We start from the raw sequence: 22,528 nt of genomic DNA, 5'->3' as shown, positions 1-22,528 counted from the left end.
TCCTTGCCTGACAATAAAATCTCAATTCCTGTTAATCTCTCGTTTCGGGGAGAGTTTCGACTACATACTCCGGTACATATTCGGGTCGATTCGGGGGCACATTCTGGGGAACCTTCTCCGGTGGATGTTCGAGCCTGACTCGCCGGATCGGAAGATTGGCAATTAGTGCGGTGGCCCGCTGGTCGCTCTCCAGCGAGAACTCAGACCCGGTGGTATCGATTTCCACGTAACGAGATACCACCTCTAGAATTTCTCGGCGCATCGACTCAACCATTTCTGGGCTGAGTTCAGAGCGATCGTGAGCTAGAACCAGTTTTAGGCGACGTTTTACCTCGTCGCGGCTGTTGTCAGGGGTGCGCGGGAAAAGTCGTTCGAGAAGTGTGTGTATCATGGGTCGGGCTGGTTTGTCAAGGGTTAGGCATAGAAAACGTCATGCGATTTTCGATTTTCGATTGGGGAATCACTAATTCCCTAAGAGTTTGGAGTTGACATACAGTTTCATTTTTTTGGAGAAACTGGTATCACTCGGGGAAAATCTCGGCCAGTTTTTTGTGATGCACTTGCTGCGGTTGAAAACCGATCGCCAATCAGCACATCACATAATTTTAGTGTTTAAGAACTTGCGGAGGCGAGTAAAGAAGTTTTCCCGACGGGGATTGAGATCTAGAAATTCAACTTTTTCGCCTTCTAAGCGGCGGGCAATGTTGTCGAAGGCAGTTCCAGCTAAAGAGGTCGTTTCCGACAATACTAATGGTTCGCCTCGGTTGGTGGAAACGATGACGCGCTCGTCGTCGGGAACGACGCCTAACAGCGAAATGGCGAGGATTTCCCGCACGTCTTGCACCGACATCATATCATTTGCCAGCACCATTGCGGGTCTGATCCGGTTGACGATCAGGTTGATTTTCTTGACGTTGTTGGCTTCCAGCAGGCCGATGACTCGATCGGCATCGCGGACAGCAGCGATTTCGGGAGTGGTAACAATGATGCCTTCTTGAGCCGGGGCGATCGCATTTTGAAAACCTTGTTCAATTCCAGCAGGAGAGTCGATCAAAATATAGTCGTATTTTGCTCCCAACATCCCCACAAGCTGCTTCATTTGCTCGGCGCTGATGGCATCTTTCATCCGAGTTTGTGCAGCCGGCAACAGCACCAAGCGCGGCTGCCGCTTATCTTTCACCAAAGCTTGCTCTAACCGGCACTCTCCTGCGAGAACTTCTAATGCCGTGTAAACAATGCGGTTTTCTAAGCCCAGCAGCAAGTCTAAATTTCTGAGACCGAAATCGGCATCAATTACGGCAACGTTGCGCCCCCGCTTAGCTAAAGCCATGCCGAGATTAGCTGTGGAGGTGGTTTTTCCTACCCCGCCTTTCCCTGATGTAACAACAATAATGCGAGCCATAAGCGATTTTAGATTTATTGGTAACTGGGAATTGAGAATTGGCAAGGGGTAATTGGTAATGGGCAATCGATTTTATTGTTGGTTGAGAATTAGGAATTATTCTTTGGTAATTTAGCAGCAATCTGTTATTCAGTGAATTAACTCAACATTCACACCTAATAACTAACTCTTCTTGTTCTACCGATTTTCTCTGAATCTGCACTTAAATTTTACATCGTCCTTTAGTGACAAGCTTAGCCCCTACCCAAATTATCAAGTGCAGGCTTGAAAGAGAAATAGTATTACTAATTACCATTACTAATTACCCATCACAAATGACTAATTACCCATTCCCCATAACCAATTACCCATTATTCATTACCCCCGATTAACTGCGATTTGTCAAAATCAGAGGCTCTGCCGATCCTAATCCCCTGAGGCGTCACGTAGGCGACTTCCGGGAAAAACTGAGCGGGTGAGGTTTCTGGACCTCTGGCAACATACTTAGCAATCCTAATCACCATCGGTTCCATCTGCAAGGTCATAATCACACTTTTGGTGTTGCCACCGGCACCGGCGTGCACGACACCTCGCAAACGGCCCCAAACTAGGATATCGCCTCCGGCGATGACTGAACCGCCGGGATTTACGTCTCCCAAAAGTACGATCGTACCTGGATGCCGAATTTCTACGCCCGATCGCACTGTCATCTGCAAATATAAAGGTTCCGCCAGCGATTGCGGTTTTTCGGCTGCGGCTTTATTCAGGGGAGAAACCGGAGGCTGCTGTTCTACACAATAACCTGCCGTTGCTGCTGCTACGGCGGTTTGGCGGCGGCTGGTGTGGACTCGTTTGAGTTGCAGTTCCACTTCGGAGAGGGCATCGGCGATGGATTGCAGTTGGCGGATATCTAAAAGTCGATCGCTCCCCATCAATTGTACTTCTGCGTTTGGCTGCCAAAAGCGTTCTCCTGCATTCAGCCTGACTTTTAGCTGCTGCCAAAGTTCAGTCCAAGTCGAGGCGGAAGCTGTTGCGGGTTCGCTGTTGGTTTCTGGGGGGAGTAGCAACAGTAGCTGTCCATCTTCTGTCTTGAGTCGGACTTGCAACTCTAAGCTGACTTCGGGTGTTAATTGAGGGGCGGCAGCAGCGGCTGCGGCGGAGGCATCGGGTGTCATGGGACAGTTTGATCTCTGGTAGGGACAGGTTAACATCAATATTAGCCTGAGTGGTCATTAGTCATTAGTCATTCGTCATTACCAGGACACTCCGCACGCACTTTAGAGAATTATCGGACTTACGCATGGGGGTCTAGAAACCGGGTTTTTTTACAAAAATACTTCGTTGCAACCCGCAAATTCGGTAAAAAACCCGGTTTCTTCGATCGGTGCATAAATCCTGAATTACCCATTACCAATTCCCCATTACCCATTACCAATTCCCCATGACCAATTCCTAATTACTATATGCAACAAATAGAACGTTATCGCGGCAGTCTTCTAGGTTTAGCAGTTGGCGATGCTTTGGGAACAAGTTTAGAGTTCCATCCCCCCGGAACGTTTGCGCCTATTAACGATATGGTTGGCGGCGGCCCGTTTCGACTGCAACCGGGCGAGTGGACTGATGATACTTCGATGGCGCTTTGTTTGGCTCAAAGTTTGATTGAGAAACAAGGTTTCGATCCAGTCCATCAGTTAGAAACATATTTGAAGTGGCAGCGAGACGGACATTTGAGCAGTACGGGTGAATGTTTTGATATTGGCAATACGGTTCAACAAGCACTTTGGGAGTTTAAAAATACAGGAAAACCTTTCTGCGGTTCTACGGATGCTGGGACGGCTGGAAATGGTTCGATTATGCGCTTGGCTCCGGTGCCTTTGTTTTATGCTAAAAATCCTTTAGAAGTAATAGAAAAATCGGGAGAAAGTTCTCGAACTACTCACGGTGCTGCTACTTGTGTGGATGCTTGCCGCTATTTTGGTGCTTTAATTGCGGGGGCTGTGAATGGGGTTGCTAAAGATGTGTTGCTTTCGGAAAGATATTGTCCGATTTCTGGCTATTGGGCAGCAAATCCGCTGGTAGCAGAGATTGATGAGATTGCGGCGGGTTCTTTTAAATTGCGACAACCTCCTGAAATTAAAGGTACGGGTTATGTTGTCAAGTCTTTGGAGGCGGCACTTTGGGCGTTTTACAACAGTTCTTCTTTTGCCGAAGGCTGTTTGTTGGCTGTGAATTTGGGCGACGACGCGGATACTACTGGTGCGGTTTACGGACAGTTGGCGGGGGCTTTTTACGGGGAGGGGGGAATACCGGAAAAATGGCGATCGCAATTGGCGTATCTCCCTTTAATTGCATCTTTTGCCGATCGGCTCTTGACTTTATCGCGATCGAGCTGAATGTTTACCACACTTTTGCACTGCATGGCAACAGAGTAATCGGTCATCGGTAATTGTCAACCGCTAAACTGCGACTCATGACTCCTGACCAAGAATTCCTAGATGGTACCCGCCACGCGATCGATCCGTGGAATCAATCCCAAATCGAAAATCGAAAATCCTCAAGAAAGAGCATTTATCTCGCGCAAGTCAATCTAAAATCTAAAATCTAAAATCTAAAATCGATTGACTCCTGACTCATAACTGCAAAACTTCTTGACTTTTGCAGCAAGTTGTGTTTAGCGGATTTACTCCGCAGATTTCAAAAAAAAAAAGATTTATTTACAAATCTTAATTTTTGATTAAATTTAGTATTATAATCTTGGTAACTTCCAACTAAGTATTTATTCTCACTATCATGATAGCGGATCAATTTCCTTGGCTGACCGCAATTGTCATCCTACCCCTGCTAGCTTCCCTCGCAATCCCTTTTCTGCCCGATACAGACGGCAAAACCGTCCGCTGGTATGCGCTAGGCGTAGGTATTGCAGATTTTGTATTAATGTGCTGGGTGTTTTGGACTCATTACGATCCGAGTATCTCTAGTTTCCAAATCGTAGAACAATATTCCTGGATACCTTCTTTAGGCTTCAACTGGTCTGTTTCCGTTGACGGACTGTCAGTTCCGCTGGTACTGTTGGCGGGATTGGTGACGACGCTATCTATTTTTGCTGCATGGGAAGTCGATCGCAAGCCGAGACTCTTCTACTTCTTAATGCTGGTGATGTACTCCGCACAGATAGGAGTGTTCGTCGCCCAAGACATCATGCTGCTGTTCATTGTCTGGGAACTAGAACTAATTCCGGTGTACCTGCTAATCTCGATTTGGGGCGGACAAAACCGCCGCTACGCAGCTACCAAATTCTTGATTTACACCGCAGGCGCTTCCATCTTTATTTTGATAGCTGCCTTAGCAATGGCATTCTACGGCGGAGGCACCCCCACCTTCGACATGGTAGAACTAGGCTTGAAGGACTACCCACTGGGTTTAGAATTACTGCTTTATGCGGGATTGTTAATTGCCTTCGGTGTGAAACTGGCGATTTTCCCCTTCCACACTTGGCTACCGGATGCCCACGGTGAAGCATCTTCTCCCGTGTCGATGATTCTGGCCGGCGTATTGCTGAAAATGGGCGGATACGGACTCATTCGGCTGAATTTGGAACTTCTTCCCCAAGCACACGTTTACTTTGCACCGATTATGGCGGTGCTCGGCGTAGTCAATATTATCTACGGCGCGCTGAATTCCTTCGGCCAATCAAACATGAAGCGCCGCTTAGCGAATTCGTCGATTTCTCACATGGGATTCGTGTTGTTGGGTATTGCTTCCTTCACGGATTTGGGAATCAACGGGGCGCTGTTGCAAATGATTTCCCACGGTTTAATCGCCTCAGTATTGTTTTTCCTGGCTGGCGTTACTTACGATCGCACCCATACAATGATCATGGACGAGATGGGCGAGATTGGAAAAGTCATGCCGAAAGTGTTTGCCTTGTTTACCGCAGGCGCGATGGCATCCTTGGCACTCCCCGGAATGAGCGGTTTTGCTAGCGAATTGTCAGTGTTTGTCGGCGTCGCAACTAGCGATATGTACAGCGGTTCTTTCCGCGCGGTGACAGTGTTCCTGGCGGCAGTGGGACTGATTTTGACGCCGATTTATTTGCTCTCGATGCTGCGACAATTATTTTACAACTGCGGGAGACTGGCGGCTTGCGACCTTGAGGATCTAAATTTGCAGAATCAGAGAAACAATCTGGATGAAGCGGTTTGTTTTGGTAATAGTTGCGTTTTGCCTGGTGATGCACCGTTTATTGATGCTAAACCTCGGGAAGTGGCGATCGCATTTTGCTTTTTGATACCGATTGTCGGCATTGGTTTTTATCCCAAAATGGCGATGCAAGTCTACGACGCGAAAACTGTGGCGGTGAATGCCACAGTCCGCCAATCTTACATCCAAATCGCTCAGGACAATCCTCAGATTTATGCGAAGGGATTTTTGGTTCCCAAAATTGCCCAAGCTCAAAAAGCTCCGACTTTGGGCAAAATTACAGGGTCTGAATCTGCATCCCTTTTTGGAATTGTCAAATAATTTTATCGAATTCTGTTTGTGTTGAAAATTGGGCGATCGCTTTTGTCAAAGGGCGATCGCTTTTTTGTTTTTTTGTTAAGACTGAAGTTCCGAAATAATTGCCGCCAGATTCTCCCTAGCATATCCCACCTCAAGCATGGATTTATCCTCCAGATCGGAGGCAACTTTCTTCAAGATATTGAGCGGTTCTTCAAAGCCTGTAGTCTTCAAAAACAACACTTGCAATCGATTTTTAACAGATTCTAAAATAGAGCGGTTTCGAGCCTCTTTCCCCCTTTCTCCTTTAGCAATATAGACGCTCAAATTGTGAGTTTTCAACAGCCCCATTCTTTCTATTTCTTGCGTCTTCACCGTCTCCAAAACCTCCGCTCGAATCTGATCGACTAATCGGTCGGTCACATATTGCACGATCAAAGGCTGAAGCATAAAAACTGTTTCCCCGCCCTCACTGATTTTGTCAATCAGCGACCGACGACCCAGAGAATCAAGATTTTTCAGCAAATCCGAAAGCGAGGAACTGACCAACATCTGTTCTCGCAAAGTCGCCAGAGAAATCAGGTTTTGAGCAATAGCCATCCAGTAGGCAATCTCTTGTTCAGAACTCGACATCCGATCGAACTGTTGGGCCAGCAAATTGCTGATATGTTCTTCAATAAATAACGCCGTTGCTTCCAAAAACTTTAAAACATTCCCCTCAAAAAACTCCTGAATTGTTGTCGCTACAATCTTTAACGCCAACAGATTGCCTCCGTACCGGGATAACAAGATTTTCCACTCTCGATCTTGAGCGGATAAACCTTTTTCTTGGAAAATTTGCCGGGCAATTTCCTCGGAAATCGCAGGTTTTAAAGACCGCACTTTTTCTCCCCCCAGCAAAGCCAGTTCCGTAGGTTCTTCCGAACTAACTAGCACTACACAGCTATTGTGATTGACTTCACAGAGCCGCACAATTAAATCTCGATATCCTTCACAGCCTTCGCGGTAGTGTCCCGCTAGTTCTTCGGGTCTGAGAACCGCTTCAAAATCGTCTAAAATTAGCAGACAGCGGTGCTTGCGCAGATACTCGACCAAGCGCGAAATTTTGCCGTTGAGGTCGATCCTCTTCGATGGTTCCGCTAACGGCAGATCTGGTTTTTGTTGGTTAGAAAAAAGTTCAATTAAGTTACTTATGAAGTCGAATGGTGGTGGTGTCGATCGCAGCGATCGCCAAATCACAAAATCAAACTCATTCTGTACCTGTGTTGCCAACTGCACCGACAGAGTTGTTTTGCCGGTACCAACCAAACCCAGCAGCGCTACCAAGCGACAATTATCTGAGACGATCCACTGCTTTAAAGCAGTTAATTCTTCGGTCCGTCCGTAAAAAACCGAAACATCCGGTGCTTGACCCCAATCTTGCTGTCGCCCCGCGGCCGCCAGGTTGAATAGAGATCCTTTACCTCGACTAAAATCGCTCGTTCCCCGATCGGCGTGGTATGAAAACAGCAACTGATGCCTCAATTCCGAAAGCTTTCCAGGGCCGTTCCCCCCGATCTGAAACTTTTTGTAAACTTCGCCGAGTCTTTTGCGAACCGCGATGTCGCTAATGCCAAGCTTGGTTGCAATTGTCGCTGTAGATTGACCGTCGAGAGCCATAAAGACTGTTTCTAACTCGGCATCTGTGACGCCGCGCTCCTTGGCGATCGTTTGCACAAAGTTTTGAGGAATCGGAGTAGTCAAGGTAGGAATCTCGCCTGTACTAAAAATCTATCTTCTATTATATTCTGTGAGTTCTCGCGGGCGAGCAATTAAATCGAATCCGCCAAAGTTCAGCTTGCTTTTTGTTTGGGCAGTTTTAGATATTTATACCAAACGATCGATCGTGATACCACTTCAAAAAAAGAATACAACTTTAGTAGAACCTATTATAGGGTGGAGGCGCGGCGATTAATCTGCAGAACCCAACTATCAATCTCCAACCGCGCCTCCACCCACCGCTTTCCCCACAACCGGGTAAATTTACACTCCCTGAAAGCAGGGCTATATCACCCAAAAACCTTCGCACTAGCGCGGTATTCTTGCGCCGAAAGGAGCCTCCAACTTCCATCGCCCACAAGTTCCAAAACCTGCTGGTGATATTTCACTAAACTCAATCGGTGACCGACACTCACAAACGTAGTTTTAGTGGCTTGCAACTGCTCGTATAAATGTTGCTCGTTCTTCAAATCCAAAGCACTTGTCGCCTCATCCAAAATAGCGTATTTCGGTTCCGTCAATAACAATCTAGCAAAAGCTAAACGCTGCTGTTCTCCCAGCGACAAAATCTCACCCCAATCTAAATCCGCATCAAAACCGCCCAATCTGTCCGGCAAATCTGCTAAATTTACTGATGCCAAAACGCGGCGCAATTTTTCCTCATCAACCTCGCTGCTGGTATTGGGATACAAAAGTTGCGATCGCAAACTACCCAAAATCATATAAGGACGCTGCGGCAAAAACAGCATTTCTCCTAGTTCCGGCCGCGCCAAACGGCCCGTTCCCGATTCCCACAAACCCGCAATTGCTCGCAGCAAAGAACTCTTCCCAGCACCGCTTTGACCGACAATTAACAGTCCTTCCCCTGGCGACACGCCTACCGACAAATCGCTAATTAAAGTCTTTTGATGCTTCGGAGTATCTAAAGTAACGTGTTCCAGCGTCAACTGCGAACCTATAACTGTATCGATTGTCCTGACTTCGAGTTCAACAGCTTTTTTTTCATCTTTTAAAGACTCATTAAACGTAGCTAGACGATTAATTCCCGCTGCAAAAGCACTCAAGCTTTCAATCTGATATACAACCAAAGAAAATGCCTCTAAAACCTGACGGAAAGCAAATTCAGCTTGAGTAATATCGCCGTATCTGATCTCACCTGCAAAGTAGATAGAAGCCAGAAACAAAGAGGGAATAATATAAGTTGCATATCTATAACTGCGTGTAAAATATTCCAGATTACGCTGCCAGCCAATTAGCAAATTAAAGTTCCTAACTGCTTCTAAAAATCGGTGTTTCACCTGAACAGATTCCTGTGCTTCTCCCCGGTAAAAAGCAATTGATTCTGCATTGTCCCGAATGTGAACCAAGCCATAGCGAAAGTCAGCTTCTTTGCGGAGCTGATTGAAGTTCAAAACTATCAACCTTTTGCCAAAAATTACCATTACTGCCGTGCCAAAGACAGCATAAATGATTAGTCCGATCGAAAGACTTCTAGAAATAGACCACAGAATACCCGTAAAAGAAATAACATCAATAACTGCTCCCAACATCAGCAGCAAAAAATCCAAGCTCGTGCTAGTGAATGATTTGATATCTTCAGCGATTCGCTGGTCTGGATTGTCGATGTCCTTCTGAGAATTTACTTCGTAATAAGCGCGGTTTTGAAAATATCTATCCAGAAAACTATCAGTCATCCACTCTCGCCAATACAGTCCCAGTTTATCTTGGGTATAGCGGTAAACAACCACTATCGGAGTACCGATGATAAAAACTCCAGCATAAACCCACATAAAGCGCCAAAAAGTGGTCTGATCCTTTTCCGCAAGCGATGTCGTAAAAAAGTTACCAATGTAGCTAATTACTACGTTAATCCCGCTAACTGACAGCGACAAAAATAGCAGCAGAGCTAACATTGTCCACTGCTTCCAGCGCGGTATCAACTTGCTTCTGAAAAAGACAAAAGCAGCCATTGGGAGAATTAGCATTAAACCAACGATCGCAATTTTCGGTGAGTAGATAATCCCTTTAATCAAAGTAGCTAAGCCAGCGGCAACCCCGTTAAAAGCGTCTGGAAATAAGACTTGAGCACCTAAACTGACAATACTGACAGCCACAAACATCGCAGCGAACAGAAATATCAACAACAGCGCCACTAGTCCTAAAAAAATTCTGCCGCCTCCCGGCTCTAAAGGATAAAAGTAAGGTTGGGCGATCGCAATAAATCTTTCCCACAAATGACGGTCAAATCGATTCATCTTTACTTTTTACAAAACTACTTCGACTGTTCTAACATATCAAGTTTTATTACCCATTGCCGCAGTAATTTCTTCAAGAGTTTAGCTAACAATTGGGTATTACCGAAAGACTGATATAGCATTAGTCTTTCGGCAGTCGGAGCTGAAGGCATCTATGCACTATACAATAAAAGCAAGAGTTTCAACACTTAAGAACTTCCTCATCGTCAGGGCTGTTGCTACACTTGTATAGAAATTCGGCGGGCGGGAGAGCAAAAAAGTTTGGACGTGAGTTGTGGAGCCAATCTCAAATCATTCTAGCTGGAAGAACTCGCGCTTTCGGGGGACAACTCGGACTGCGATTGGCTCCTGTAAAATCGCTGGCTAACTCCTAAAATTACTTGTTTCATTACCCAATACAAACCAGCAATTACTAAAAAGGTTACAGCCATTACTAAAACCGGACGCTTGCCAATCAAATCGTTCATTACGGTGTTAACCAGCGCATCGGGGTTAGTCAGAATGTCCCAACTGTTGAAGCGGATAAATCGCCCTAAATAAATGCCGATCGCCGAAAGTGCGTGTATAGTTATCTCCGTTGCCAGGATAAATTTACTCCAACTCTGTTGCTTCAAATAGTAACCCAAATTCATCACCGAGAGCACGTAAGCCCCAAACCCGATCAGCATAAACGCCAGATACTGCGGGATCAAAGCTAGAGTCACAGTCCACACCGAATTCCCTTCTTTAATCTGCTCGATCAGGTGAATGATATCAGTTAAAACGTAGGGCGCATTGGGCAAAAATGCGATAAACCAGAAAAAACCGCCCCACCAGCGGAGAGAGCGAACTCCGCGCTGCCGCAGTACCCAGATGTCTACAGCCATCAGTGCCAGCGTAATCGCGATCGCCCCTAAAACGTAAGTTTTGCCCACATCTTGCACAATGTGCTTCAGATAGGCCAAAACATGGCGCGTGCTGGGCAAAAAAGTAGCGCCCAAGAGAAAGGCCGTAGCCCACAGCAGCCAGCGCGATCGGGGTTTGCGGAACAGCCAAAAACTCAGGGCCAGCGGTACTAAACTCAAAAACAAATTCCAAGACATCCAGCGGACATTCTGTCCCATTGCTTCGAGCGCTTCGAGGATTAATCCCATCATGTCAATTTTTATACAATTAAAGGTTTGATGCAGCACCGCTTCCTTAGCAGCTTCAATCTATCTTAGTCGTTAATTTGTAGGGTGCCTCAGCCTATCGCTGCGGGCCTGAAAATCAAGAACTGCTGACGCACCCTACTACTGTCGAGTCAATCTCAAATCTCAAATCTCAAATCTCAAATCTCAAATCTACTGACGCATCCTAGTCTTTATACACTTTGTGGATCGGAATCTCAATCTGAAAAGTCGTTCCGCATCCTATCGACGAAATACACTCAATCTTCCCCTTGTGCTTTTCCACCACAATCGAGTGGGCGATAGACATTCCCAACCCCGTACCTTTCCCGACTGGTTTTGTAGTAAAAAACGGGTTAAAAATTCGATCGACTATCGCCTCGGGAATCCCCGTACCGTTGTCCGAAATTTCCACGATCGCAGTCTTCTGGGCCGTTAGACCAGTGAAAATAACAATCCGGCCGTTCTCGATCTGCGATCGTGGAACCGATAACTTTTGATATCGTTCTTCAATAGCATCAATTCCATTAGCAATAATATTCATAAACACCTGATTCAGTTGGCTCGCATAGCACTCGACCGGCGGCAGTTTCCCGAACTTCTTAATTACTTCAATTTCCGGGCGGCTGTCTCGACTCTTCAAGCGGTGCTGCAAAATTAACAAAGTGCTTTCTATTCCCGCGTGAATATCGACCGGCTTCATTGCCGATTCGTCCAGCCGCGAGAAATTTCTGAGGGACAACACAATTTGCCGGATGCGCTCGGTTCCTACCTGCATCGAACCCACAACTTTTCTTAAATCCTCAGCCATGAAATTCAAATCTATCTCTTGAATGCGATTGACAATTTTTGAATTAGGTTCAGGATACTCCTGTTCGTAAAGACTCACCAGATCTAGCAACTGTTTTGTATACTGTTTGAGATAATCGATGTTAGCGTGAATGAAGTTAACGGGATTATTAATTTCGTGAGCTATGCCTGCCACTAATTGCCCCAAAGAAGACATTTTTTCAGTTTGAATGAGCTGAGTTTGAGTAGAGCGCAATTCCAGCAGCGCTGACTCTAAATCTCGAGCTTTTTCTCTTTCTCGCGCCTCGCTTTGTCGCAGTGCTGATTCTGCTTGCTTCCGAGTCGTAATGTCTTGAGAAACTCCAATTATTACCTTAGCCTGACCGTCAGCATTCCTACTAAAAATAGTATCCCGACTTTGCAGCCACAAAAACTGACCCGATGCTGCCCGCATCCGGTACTCAATCTCCATAGTTTCGCCATCTTCAATTCCTACAAAGCTAGCGTGATATTTGATAATTTTCTGCAAATCTTCCGGGTGTACTAACTGAGGAATGAGTGGCGAATCCATCGCTGTAATGCTGTCGCTGGTATAGCCCAAAAGCGCGAACATTGAAGTATTAGTGTAGATATTTCGCTGTTCTTCCAAGTCGTAGAGATACAAAATACCGGGAGTAGCATCGGCTACTTTTTTAATGAACTGCTGGCTTTCTTGCAAAGCTAACTCAGCTTCTTTGCGATCGGTAACATCAACGGCGATGCCGTCCCAAAGAACAGCGCCGTTTTCTTTAGCTTCAGGACGCGACATTATCTGAAACCAGCGAATCTTGCCTGAAGGTAGCACCATCCGTCCTTCCCACTGCCAAGGTTGCAAAGTCTGGGCAGAAATAGCAACAGATTCGTCATGCTTTTGGAGGTCGTCGGGATGAATCAAATTTCTGATCAAAGCCGCATTTTGCAGAACATCTTCGGGTTCTAACTCAAAAAGTTCTCGGCAAGCAGGACTTATGTAATGAAAACAGGAATATCCATCTGCACGCAGCAAAAATTGATAAATTATTCCCGGCAAATTAGCAGACAGCTTTTGGAATTTTGCCTCGCTTTCCCGCAGTGCTTCCTCTGCTTGTTTGCGCTCCGTGATGTCAGTAATTGAACCAACCATGCGGACTGCTGTTCCAGATGCGTCCCACAAAGCTTGTCCCCGACTGAGTATCCATTTGTAGGAGCTGTTGTAGCACCAGCAGCGGTATTCGATGATGTAATGCGGCGTTTTCTTGTTTAAATGGTCTTGGAGAGCTTGCAGTACTAAGACTAAATCCTCGGGATGCGTGCCCCTTTTCCATTCGTCCAAGTAATCTAGAATTGAGCTATTTTCGTATCCGGTGATTTCCTTAAATCGCTCGGACAAGAACACTTCCCCTGTTTGCAAGTTCCAGTCCCAAATTCCGTCATTGTTGCCTTTGAGTGCTAACTGCCACCGTTCTTCAGTTTGCATCAATTGAGCAGTTCTCTGTTTGACTCTATTTTCTAGCTCTTGATTGAGTTTTTTGAGACTTTCTTCTGCTTGTTTGCGTTCGATCGCAATTCCTGCTAAATTCATCGCGGCTTCAATCAATTGCAGATCGATTTTTTTGGGGTACCGCGGTTGGGAATAATACATTCCAAAAGTTCCCAAAACTTGACCCTGAGATGAGAAAATAGGAGTAGACAAGCAAGATCTCAGTCCAAAACTCAATGCTAAATCGCGATAATTTTTCCACAAAGGATCGCTGGCAATATCTGTAACGATCACCTGTTGGCGGGTAAAGGCAGCAGTGCCGCAGGAGCCTGCATCCGGGCCGATGGCTCTGCCATGAATAGCAGCATTGTAACTGTCGGGCAAACTGGGCGCGGCTCCGTGCAGCAAATGTTTGCCGTCTGGAGCTAGAAGCAAAATCGAACCTATGACTTCTCTAGATTGCTGTTCGATTATTTCAACTAAAGTATTTAAAGTATCGCCCAGAGGATCGCCCTTAGCAATCATTTCTAAAATTTGTTTTTGACCGGTCAACCAATTTTCAGCTTGCTTGCGCTCGGTAATATCGCGGGCTATACAAATAACAGTGTTTTCCTGCATGGGCCAAATGTTAGCGACAAACCAAACTTCTTGGTTGTTAATTGGCAGGCTGTATTCTATGGAATGGGTCTGTTTTGTGTCGGCGGTAAGTTGAATTTGACTGAAGAAAAAATCTGCTGTTTCTGGTGGCATGATCTCGTGCAGAGTTTTGCCTATAAGTTCCGCCGGCGGTTTGTATAAAAATTTGGGATTTGTGGGCGCAATTTTTAAATAACGTCCCTCAAGATCGATGACAAAAATTACGTCGTTCATCGCAGCGAACAAGGCCCGCAATTCTGATTCTGAAGCTTGCAGGGCGATTTCAGCTTGTTTGCGATCGCTAATATCCGTCCCGATACAAAGCAGTCCTGCCAAATTTCCCTTCGCATCTAGTAAAGGTTTATTTGTCCACGCTATCCACACCCTTTCTCCATTCCTGCGGATGTTTTCCTTTTCCTGTTGGAAGTATTTTTCCGGCTGTGCCAAACAGTCTCGAATCATTGCCGCGAGGTCACTTTCTGATAAATCTGTTTTCGGTATGATTGTGCCGATCGCATTTTTGCCGATGATTTCTGCTTCTGAATACCCGAAAAAAACTTCAGCAAACTCGTTAAAAAAAGTAATCTTGCCTTCACTGTCTAACTGCACAATCACGCTGTTAGCATTCTCAACGAGTTGCCGGTACTTAGCTTCGCTCGAACGCAGTTTCGCACGGCTGTACGCCCAGCTAAAAACCGCTACCCCGCTCAAAACTGCCAGCAACTCGCCTCCAAAAAGCAGGAACCCCCGAAACGGCGAATTCGCAGGCCATCCCCCCGCCGGAATTGCTGCCAACTCCCAGGAACCGTTGGGCAAAGTCACTTCCACAATCACGGGATTCTGCTGAAAAATTGACCTGTCACCGAAAAACAATGCGCCGGATGCTCCTCTCCCGTCTTTGCCCCGCAGAGCGTATTGCAGCTTCGCTGAGGAGTCGTTAAGTCCTGCTTCCTCAATTAAGGAATTTTTGTCGATGATCAGGCCTGTCAAGCCCCAGTAAACTCCTGTTTCGGGCTCGGCACCCGAGGGAGTGAGAAAAATCGGCGATCGGCTGATGAACGTCTCGTCCCCCTCCAATAATTTCACGGGCCCGGCAAGCAAAGTTTTTCTAGTGTTGATGACCTCTTCGACCATTTGCCGCTGTTCGGGTAGCGCCGTCAAGTCAACGCCGATCGTCGATTCATTTCCCTTCCGCGGGTAAATATAAGCGACCGTCGTGCCTTTAACTAAAGTTATGGCGCGAATGCCGGCTTGCTGTGCGATCAGAATTCTCGCCGTCGCTGCAAACTCGGCTTCGGTGATATTTGGATTGTTGGAAAGGTAAGCCCCCAAACCCCGCATCAAAAACAGTCGGGCATTCAAAGAGCCTTCCAGCTTAGAACGGACTGTGCTGAGCCGATCGAGGGCGCTAGCGCGGTTGTACTCAAAAAACCGCCGCTGTTCCGATCGATCTAAAATGCCAACTCCGATCAAAATTGCTATTGATGCCGAAATACCTGCTAAATACGGTGAAATTTGGAATTTTTTAACCTTAAAGTATTCCATCTGCCGGGGGTTAAGGTATTTTTTTACGTCTTTAGATAGATTTAGTTTAGTTCGATTTCTCTGAGCACATGCAAGATTTCGGGGATACCGGACTTTTCGCAAGCGAGCGCGAGTTTTGGGTCTTCTAGGACGCCCTCCGAACATCGGCGATCGGCTTGCCTCTAAGGATCGCGAATTAAATAATTTACACAAGGAAAGTGGGGTGGGCGTCCCGCCCGTCCGGAAAGGACGGGCGGGACGCCCATCCCACAAGAACTATCAGGCATTGTAAGTTATTTAATTCTCATTCCTAACCATCTATTCTGCGGACAAGGTTTTAAATCTCAAACCGACTGACCGAAAGTAATGCGGTCATAAGCCCCCGGCGGATTCATTCCTTCGCAGACTCAGGACGGATCGATCTAAAATCTAAAATCTAAAATCTAAAATTGGTTGACTCGCCATTTATCGGGTAGGGTGTGCGTGCCACACCGCAGCGGTGCGGAGCGCGCACCCGAAATACGGGAGTTATTAGCTAAAATAGGGTTAGCAATAATTTTTTTCAGCGCTACGGCTAATCATTCATAGGGGCAATTTGATGCAAGAACAGTTGATGGAAGCGATCGCACCTTACCGCGATCGCGTGGATTATCTGGAAGTTCGCCTCGAACAAAGCGAGTCAACTGCGATTAGTTTTCGCGGCCCTCAGTTAGATGCTGTCAATCGGAGTTTCAGTCTCGCCGGCGGCATCCGCGCCTGTCACAAAGGCGGCTGGAGTTTTGTCACTTTTAACGGTTTAGCTGAGTTAAAAGACCGCATTGAAGAAGCTGTAGTGCAGTCTCGTTTGGTTGGCAGCGAAAAAACTCTACTAGCAGATGTCACCCCGATTCAAGATTATGTAGCGGTGGAATTGGGCCGCGACCCGCGCTCTATTACTCTAGCCGAAAAGCGGAAATTGCTCGAATCTTACAACCAGTTGCTGTTAGATTACGACCCGCGAATTCAGACGACAGTGGCCGGTTACAGCGACAGATTCGGGGTTACTTATTTTGTGAATTCTCAAGGCACTTGCATCGCTCAAGAGCGCTTGGACGTGACCGGGCGTTTCGGGGCGATCGCCCGCGGCGAGGGCGGTGTCGTCCGCCAAGGGTTTGAGTCCATTCACTCGCGATCGGATTACGATGTGTTGACAAATATTGAAGATCGTGTTAAAGGTGCGGCCGTTCGAGCTGTCAGTCAACTAGAGGCAAAATCGGTGAAAGGCGGTCAGTATCCGGTGATTTTAGACCCTTATTTGTCTGGGGTGTTTATTCACGAAGCTTTCGGGCATTTGTCGGAAGCAGACGGCATTTACGAAAACCCGAAAATGCAGGAATTGTTGACTTTGGGCAAGCCTGTGGCGATCGAACAATTGAATGTAATAGACGACGCAACTGTGCCGGGATTGCCGGGAACTTTGAAATACGACGACGAAGGCGTGCCGGCTCAGTGCAAGCATTTAATTAAAAATGGAGTTTTAGCCGCTCGGATGCACAATCGCGAGACTGCGGGAAAAATGGGCGAAAGTCCGACGGGAAATGCCCGGGCTTTGAGCGCTACTTTTATGCCTTTGGTGCGGATGACTAATACTGCGATCGAGTCTGGCGAAAATTCTTTTGACGAAATGGTTGCCGACATTGACGAAGGAGTTTATGCAGTGCGGATGTTGGGAGGACAAACCAACGGCGAAATGTTTACCTTTGCGGCGGCTCAAGGGTTCATGATTCGCGACGGAAAATTGGCCGAACCGGTCAGCGATGTCACTTTAAGCGGCAATGTATTTCAGACTTTAAAGGATATTGAGTCTATAGGAAATGACTCGGTTTATGCCTACGGCGGTTGCGGCAAAGGCGGCCAAAGCGGTTTGCCCGTAAGTGTCGGCGGCCCCCATTTGCGGATTAAAAATGTTGTAGTCGGAGGAAGATAATCATTAGTCATTAGTCATTAATTATTAGTTCAAAACTTACGCAACTGGCACGTGGTGAAGGCGCGATCGCGCCTCACCACGTGCCAGTCCGGGACAGTGATATCATGTCCGATCGATTGACCGCGATTCAAGCCCGGCGCGGGTTTACAGGTTTTCCCGTTTATATTCAATATCTTGGCGAGGGGAACCCCTACAGGAATCATGGTTAATTGAACGGACATGATATTACGATTTATAACCGCTACAACTGCACCTACAACCCTTAGAAGGTAGAAGAGAAGCCGATAGGGCCATGCAAGACTAAACGCTACGCCGCCATAACTTTACTGGAATTTAGGCATCTTGCCTTACACTGAGCCTCAAGTGATTAACATCGTTCATCAAGGCAGCGACTCGCTGTTTCCAATCAGATCCGGTAGTTGTAGCTCGTAACTGTGCCCTTGATGCGATCCAATCTTGGATTAATTGCTCTTCCGCCCCCTCATCTCCTTCGTCCATTCCCATAAAGCGCAGAAAATAAGGAACGTCCCACTCGATCATGTGAGTCCACACATCGTAGGGAGATACCGTCCAATCCACCTGCCAAATCTCTTTTAAAAGCTTGAGGAAGATTTTGTCTTCAGGCAATCGACCCTCTTTCTCTATTTCAGCTTCTATTGCCGCAACTAACTTTTGTGTATCCATGACAACCTGTCAAAACATAGTTTTCGTTTACGTTGTGTTTATATCGCACATTTTTAACCCTGAACATTAAAATTTGTAAATTCTTATATCCTAATATAATCGCTCTTATTACCGACTGGGAAAAATTCCGCGAGGCAAGCTAAGAAGCATGGGGATAAAACCGAAGTGGAGATGGCAAAACTTTGGGACGATCGCATTAGCAATCGCACTATTTCACGGGCGTCGAAAAAAGTTGGCTCGTGCTCAAAAAAAAGACCTATGGGATTCCCAGAGCGGGATGAAGCCAAGCGGCAAGCTTTTTTAGCCGAGTTGTCCGCCCTATCCCCGGACAAGATTGTTTATCTTGTTGAATCACCGAATGGATAACCGAAACCAGTATGATTGTGCGAGTGAATGAACGAGGGCAACGCTTCCATACACTCAAATCTTTCTCGGCGGGAGGGTCGGGTGAATACGATACCGAATGCCTCATGGCAGCAAAACTTGATAGCCCCTTTTACGGTCGTCGGCGCGTGCAATCGAACAGTGTTTGAAACGAAAGCTGGAAATTTGTTGGGTTCCCGTACTTACAGCAGGACAGGTGGTGGTGATGGATAATGCCGCGTTCCATAAAGGGGGGAGGATTGAGCAACTGATTCAAAATGCCGGGTGTAAACTGCTGTACCTACCACCCTATTCGCACCTACCTCAACAAAATTGAAAAATGTTGGTCAAGGCTCAAGAGTCAGATTCGCCAACACCTCATATTATGTCCCGTCGATTCCCTCCGCTTCGCTTCGCCCTTCATCAAGTAGGGGCGGGTAAACCTGCCAATATCTGCCAACAATCTCCAATCTCAAAAACCCGCCCGGCCGGGATATTACGGTCAATCGACCGGACATAATATGACAAGTTGACAGTTGACAAACGACTCAAAATCTACTACCGAGGGCTTTAGCTAGGTCGTTCGGTGTTTGGAAGACTTCAGACATTACAGAGAAATTGGGAAAGTGCGATCGCGATTATAGACTTTACCGCACTTTCCCCTGATTTTTTGTTTAATTCCCCTTAACTCGCCTTCATCTCTACCCGATTATTCTGCCTAATGGGAATCTCAATCACAAATTCTGCACCCCGCTGTGTTGGGTGTGATAAACACTTCAAATCTCCGCCGTGCTTCTCCACCACAATCTGATAGCTAATAGATAATCCCAAACCAGTGCCTTGACCCACAGGTTTAGTTGTGAAGAAAGGACTAAATAGATGGGTTCTTACCTCGCTGGTTATCCCCAGCCCATTGTCTTTCACACTGATTCTTACCCAATCGTGATTCAGTATAGAAGTATGAATCGTAATCGTACTAGGGTCGTTTTTTATTTGCTCCATGCTGCGTTTTTTGTCATAGTAATTCAAGGCATCAATTGCATTGCTCAGCAAATTCATAAATACCTGATTCAACTGACCCACATAACATTCTATTTTCGGCAAATCTCCGTATTCTTTAATAATTTGAATAGGTGGACAATCCGGCTTAGGCTTTAGCCGACTCTGCAAAATGACTATACTGCTGTCTATGCCGTCGTGAATATTAACGGGTTTCATGTCAGCTTCGTCAAGGCGGGAGAAGTTCCGCAACGTCAGCACAATCTGACGGATACGTTCAGCCCCTAGTTTCATCGAAGATAGCATTTTAGGCAGATCTTCTCTGATAAATTCTAGCTCTATGTTTTTAATTAAATCTTCGATTTCAGGGTGATTGTGGGCATCGTACTGTTCGTAAAGGTTGATTAAATCCAATAGCTTCTGACTGTATTCATTGACATAAGTTAAATTGCCATAAATAAAATTAACAGGATTATTAATTTCGTGGGCAACACCAGCAACTAACTGTCCTAAGCTAGACATTTTCTCTGTCTGAATAAGCTGAGCTTGGGTGCGCTGTAAATTTTGCATTGCGACTTCTAGTTGGATAGCTTTTTCTCGCTCTCGCACTTCCGATTGCCGCAATTTCTCCTCTCTTTCTTGGCGGGAGCGCTCGTTTTCCTTTAACTGTTGCACGTGGGACAAAGTTTTGTTAATAGTAATTTCTAAATCCTGAAAATCTATAGGCTTAGTCAAAAAATCAAAGGCCCCACCGTTCATCGCCTTTCTAATATTGCCCAAGTCGCCATAAGCAGATATAACTACTGTTTTGACCATACTAACTAGCTCGTTAAGTTTCGCTAGCAAAGCCATACCATCCATGACTGGCATATTAATATCTGTCAGTACAATATCTATATCCGGCTCCTCTCGCAACTTTGAAAGCGCTTCTACGCCATTACGTGCAAAAAAAACTTCGTATTCTCCTGTGCGGATCTTTTTTCTAAGTTTTTGGGCAATTAAAGATTCTAAATCTGGTTCGTCATCCACAAATAATATTTTAGCTGGCCTATTGCGAACCCTTTCGGTTGTATACGACATTTTTTCCCCTTTGATTAATTAACTTAGCAGAATAATATTTATATACTTTAAGTTTTATTATAGATTATGGCAGGAGTAATGAAAAGGCTGATTTATACAATTGCAAACCGGACGGCTGTAATAGGCTATCTCGTTAGGTAGAGGCCGATTTATTAGCTCAACTCAAGTTCAGCCTTAGTTTGTCTGATTGGAATTTCAATCCAGAACTCCGCTCCCTCGCCCACCTCGGAAAAACACTTCAATGCGCCCCCATGCTTCTCCACTATAATTTGGTAGCTGATATAGAGACCCAAACCAGTACCCAGACCTACAGGCTTAGTAGTAAAAAAAGGTTCATAAATGCGGTCTTTCACGTCTGCGGTCATTCCCCGCCCATTGTCCCGAATTTGAATGACGACACGGGAGTTTTCCTCTAGCAGAACAGTACGAATAGTAATGGCGAGTTGGCGAGCGAAGATGTCATCTAGTGACTGTTGTTTATTGTACTCATTCAAAGCATCAATCGCATTATAAAAAATGTTAATAAATACCTGGTTGAGTTCTCCAGCATAGCATTCCACTAAAGGCAGATTGCCGTACTCCTCAAACACTTGAATTTCTGGACGCGCTTTCGTTGCTTGAAGTCGATTATCCAAAATCAGGAGGCTGCTTTTGATCCCTTCGTGAATATCAACAGACTTTATGTTAGCTTCATCCAGCCTCGAAAAGTTGCGTAAAGACAAAACAATCTTGTGAATACGGTCAACACCACATTTCATCGAAGCCAGAATTTGGGATAAATCTGCTATCATAAATTCTAAATCTATGGCTTTGATTTCAGCTTCAATCTCAGAACTGGGTGGGTTGTACTGCTGCTGATAGAGATTTAGCAGCTTCAGTAGTTTTTGGATATAATCGCTGACGTGGCTAATATTGCCATAGATAAAGTTAGCAGGGTTGTTAATTTCATGAGCAATTCCCGCAACCAGTTGACCCAAAGAAGACATTTTTGCGGTCTGAATTAGTTGAGCTTGGGTCTTTTTTAGCTCTTGCAGACCTTGTTGTAAATCCTGAGCTTGTTCTCTAGCGCGAGCTTCTGATTCCCGCAACCGCTGGTTTTCTTTTAAGTGTTGCACGTCGCGCAGCGTTTTGTTGATGGTAATCTTTAAATCCTCCAAATCTATCGGCTTGGTTAGAAAGTCAAAGGCACCTAAGTTCATGGCATTTCTGATATTTTCCATGTCGCCATAGGCTGATATAACTATTGTTTTCAGGGGTAGGTCTATTTGATTAAGTCTAGATAGTAAAGTCAGGCCATCCATTTCAGGCATATTAAGGTCGGTCAATACTAGATCCATATCCGGATGTTCTTTCAATTTTTCCAGCGCTTCTACACCATTACTAGCAAAAAAAATCTGCCATCCTTCGGTGCGGATATTTTTTCTAAATACCTGGGAAATTAGATATTCTAATGTTTCTTCGTCATCTACAAAAAGTATTTTTGCTGACATATTAGTCTCTCAGTTGCTAGTAGAACCCTGAATGCAGAAGAAGAGGATGGAAAGGTACCAATTACCAAATATGTTTTAGTGTGACTTTACTCCAAGTTGATTATTTTATTTTTGAGCCTATCAAAATTAACAGGCTTAGTAATATAGTCATCAGCTCCATAAGCTATTGCAGTTTGGTAATTTCTCTCATCTCCATAAGCAGTAATCATAAAGACTTTGAGAGCTGGAAACTTTTCTTTGAGAATCTTGAGCAGTTCTAGCCCATTCATTCCTGGCATATTAATATCCGATAAAATTAAGACAACAGACGCTTTTTCCTGGTTTTCTAAGTAGTTCAAAGCTGCCTCTGCTGATAGGGAAAAATGAAAGTCAATTTGCCCTGCTTTGATTTCTTTCCTAAATTTCTGCTTGAACAGTGACTGGATATCTTCCTCGTCGTCTACAACCATTACTTTCATTT

16 protein-coding genes are annotated in these 22,528 nt (G+C 45.6%); 5 read left to right on the top strand and 11 right to left on the bottom strand.

Going from position 1 to position 22,528, the window contains the following annotated elements:
- Positions 1 to 31: 31 nt before the first annotated feature.
- The 3 genes from minE to minC all read right to left on the bottom strand — a co-directional run bounded on the left by minE (position 32) and on the right by minC (position 2,556).
- A complete protein-coding gene (minE, locus tag QUA80_RS13745; protein ID WP_333425302.1) occupies positions 32 to 391 on the bottom strand; it encodes a cell division topological specificity factor MinE in 360 nt (119 codons plus the stop codon).
- 204 nt (positions 392 to 595) lie between these two features.
- On the bottom strand, positions 596 to 1,402 hold the full coding sequence (minD, locus tag QUA80_RS13740) for a septum site-determining protein MinD (RefSeq protein WP_333425300.1): 807 nt from the start codon (positions 1,400 to 1,402) through the stop codon (positions 596 to 598).
- 350 nt (positions 1,403 to 1,752) lie between these two features.
- Positions 1,753 to 2,556 carry a septum site-determining protein MinC gene (gene minC / locus QUA80_RS13735; RefSeq protein WP_333425298.1) on the bottom strand — a complete coding sequence of 268 codons (804 nt, stop codon included), beginning with the start codon at positions 2,554 to 2,556 and terminating at the stop codon, positions 1,753 to 1,755.
- A 288-nt stretch (positions 2,557 to 2,844) separates the two neighbouring features.
- Here minC and QUA80_RS13730 point away from each other — a divergent pair, with 288 nt between their 5' ends.
- Positions 2,845 to 3,774, top strand: a complete 930-nt coding sequence (locus tag QUA80_RS13730; protein ID WP_333425297.1) for an ADP-ribosylglycohydrolase family protein — start codon at positions 2,845 to 2,847, stop codon at positions 3,772 to 3,774.
- Positions 3,775 to 4,171: 397 nt separating this feature from the next.
- Complete coding sequence (locus QUA80_RS13725) at positions 4,172 to 5,902, top strand: NAD(P)H-quinone oxidoreductase subunit 4 (RefSeq protein WP_333425295.1); 1,731 nt, start codon at positions 4,172 to 4,174, stop codon at positions 5,900 to 5,902.
- Between the two features lie 75 nt (positions 5,903 to 5,977).
- On the opposite strand, the gene QUA80_RS13720 is transcribed toward QUA80_RS13725, so the two are convergent.
- The 4 genes from QUA80_RS13720 to QUA80_RS13705 form a co-directional block, all read right to left on the bottom strand.
- Positions 5,978 to 7,621 carry an NB-ARC domain-containing protein gene (locus tag QUA80_RS13720; protein ID WP_333425293.1) on the bottom strand — a complete coding sequence of 548 codons (1,644 nt, stop codon included), beginning with the start codon at positions 7,619 to 7,621 and terminating at the stop codon, positions 5,978 to 5,980.
- Positions 7,622 to 7,926: 305 nt separating this feature from the next.
- The gene (locus QUA80_RS13715) at positions 7,927 to 9,891 is read right to left on the bottom strand and encodes an ABC transporter ATP-binding protein/permease (protein WP_333425291.1); all 1,965 of its coding nucleotides are present in this window, start codon (positions 9,889 to 9,891) and stop codon (positions 7,927 to 7,929) included.
- A gap of 296 nt (positions 9,892 to 10,187) precedes the next feature.
- On the bottom strand, positions 10,188 to 11,027 hold the full coding sequence (locus QUA80_RS13710) for a DUF1361 domain-containing protein (RefSeq protein WP_333425289.1): 840 nt from the start codon (positions 11,025 to 11,027) through the stop codon (positions 10,188 to 10,190).
- Positions 11,028 to 11,226: 199 nt separating this feature from the next.
- The gene (locus QUA80_RS13705) at positions 11,227 to 15,507 is read right to left on the bottom strand and encodes a PAS domain S-box protein (protein WP_333425287.1); all 4,281 of its coding nucleotides are present in this window, start codon (positions 15,505 to 15,507) and stop codon (positions 11,227 to 11,229) included.
- A gap of 577 nt (positions 15,508 to 16,084) precedes the next feature.
- Here QUA80_RS13705 and QUA80_RS13700 point away from each other — a divergent pair.
- Complete coding sequence (locus QUA80_RS13700; protein WP_333425285.1) at positions 16,085 to 17,452, top strand: TldD/PmbA family protein; 1,368 nt, start codon at positions 16,085 to 16,087, stop codon at positions 17,450 to 17,452.
- 333 nt (positions 17,453 to 17,785) lie between these two features.
- Here the strand turns inward: QUA80_RS13700 and QUA80_RS13695 are convergent, their stop codons facing one another.
- The gene (locus tag QUA80_RS13695; protein ID WP_333425283.1) at positions 17,786 to 18,136 is read right to left on the bottom strand and encodes a hypothetical protein; all 351 of its coding nucleotides are present in this window, start codon (positions 18,134 to 18,136) and stop codon (positions 17,786 to 17,788) included.
- A 171-nt stretch (positions 18,137 to 18,307) separates the two neighbouring features.
- Between QUA80_RS13695 and QUA80_RS13690 the strand changes: the two genes are divergently transcribed.
- On the top strand, positions 18,308 to 18,502 hold the full coding sequence (locus tag QUA80_RS13690) for a hypothetical protein (RefSeq protein ID WP_333425282.1): 195 nt from the start codon (positions 18,308 to 18,310) through the stop codon (positions 18,500 to 18,502).
- A gap of 151 nt (positions 18,503 to 18,653) precedes the next feature.
- On the top strand, positions 18,654 to 18,836 hold the full coding sequence (locus QUA80_RS33795) for a transposase (protein WP_445302234.1): 183 nt from the start codon (positions 18,654 to 18,656) through the stop codon (positions 18,834 to 18,836).
- A gap of 347 nt (positions 18,837 to 19,183) precedes the next feature.
- Here QUA80_RS33795 and QUA80_RS13685 read toward each other — a convergent pair whose 3' ends face one another.
- From QUA80_RS13685 to QUA80_RS13675, 3 genes are all read right to left on the bottom strand, one after another.
- A complete protein-coding gene (locus tag QUA80_RS13685; RefSeq protein WP_333425280.1) occupies positions 19,184 to 20,578 on the bottom strand; it encodes an ATP-binding protein in 1,395 nt (464 codons plus the stop codon).
- A gap of 152 nt (positions 20,579 to 20,730) precedes the next feature.
- Positions 20,731 to 22,068, bottom strand: coding sequence for a response regulator (locus tag QUA80_RS13680; protein WP_333425278.1), 1,338 nt, complete (start codon positions 22,066 to 22,068; stop codon positions 20,731 to 20,733).
- Between the two features lie 86 nt (positions 22,069 to 22,154).
- Positions 22,155 to 22,526 (bottom strand): response regulator, encoded by a 372-nt coding sequence (locus QUA80_RS13675; protein WP_333425276.1) that lies wholly within the window; start codon positions 22,524 to 22,526, stop codon positions 22,155 to 22,157.
- Between the last annotated feature and the right edge of the window lie 2 nt (positions 22,527 to 22,528).

Source organism: Microcoleus sp. F4-D5 (genome assembly GCF_036704885.1).
Classification (GTDB): Bacteria; Cyanobacteriota; Cyanobacteriia; order Cyanobacteriales; family Microcoleaceae; genus Microcoleus.
The sequence above is the reverse complement of the archived record's forward strand: the minus strand, read 5'-3'. Positions and strand labels throughout refer to the sequence as shown.

What these genes read in the sequence shown, in the direction of transcription:
- minC (WP_333425298.1), bottom strand. Translation starts at nt 2,556, where the DNA reads ATGACACCCGATGCCTCCGCCGCAGCCGCTGCTGCCGCCCCTCAATTA.
- minE (WP_333425302.1), bottom strand. Translation starts at nt 391, where the DNA reads ATGATACACACACTTCTCGAACGACTTTTCCCGCGCACCCCTGACAAC.
- QUA80_RS13730 (WP_333425297.1), top strand. Translation starts at nt 2,845, where the DNA reads ATGCAACAAATAGAACGTTATCGCGGCAGTCTTCTAGGTTTAGCAGTT.
- QUA80_RS13680 (WP_333425278.1), bottom strand. Translation starts at nt 22,068, where the DNA reads ATGTCAGCAAAAATACTTTTTGTAGATGACGAAGAAACATTAGAATAT.
- QUA80_RS13725 (WP_333425295.1), top strand. Translation starts at nt 4,172, where the DNA reads ATGATAGCGGATCAATTTCCTTGGCTGACCGCAATTGTCATCCTACCC.
- QUA80_RS13700 (WP_333425285.1), top strand. Translation starts at nt 16,085, where the DNA reads ATGCAAGAACAGTTGATGGAAGCGATCGCACCTTACCGCGATCGCGTG.
- QUA80_RS13715 (WP_333425291.1), bottom strand. Translation starts at nt 9,891, where the DNA reads ATGAATCGATTTGACCGTCATTTGTGGGAAAGATTTATTGCGATCGCC.
- QUA80_RS13685 (WP_333425280.1), bottom strand. Translation starts at nt 20,578, where the DNA reads ATGTCGTATACAACCGAAAGGGTTCGCAATAGGCCAGCTAAAATATTA.
- QUA80_RS13675 (WP_333425276.1), bottom strand. Translation starts at nt 22,526, where the DNA reads ATGAAAGTAATGGTTGTAGACGACGAGGAAGATATCCAGTCACTGTTC.
- QUA80_RS13710 (WP_333425289.1), bottom strand. Translation starts at nt 11,027, where the DNA reads ATGATGGGATTAATCCTCGAAGCGCTCGAAGCAATGGGACAGAATGTC.
- QUA80_RS13690 (WP_333425282.1), top strand. Translation starts at nt 18,308, where the DNA reads ATGGCAAAACTTTGGGACGATCGCATTAGCAATCGCACTATTTCACGG.
- QUA80_RS13695 (WP_333425283.1), bottom strand. Translation starts at nt 18,136, where the DNA reads ATGGATACACAAAAGTTAGTTGCGGCAATAGAAGCTGAAATAGAGAAA.
- minD (WP_333425300.1), bottom strand. Translation starts at nt 1,402, where the DNA reads ATGGCTCGCATTATTGTTGTTACATCAGGGAAAGGCGGGGTAGGAAAA.
- QUA80_RS13705 (WP_333425287.1), bottom strand. Translation starts at nt 15,507, where the DNA reads ATGGAATACTTTAAGGTTAAAAAATTCCAAATTTCACCGTATTTAGCA.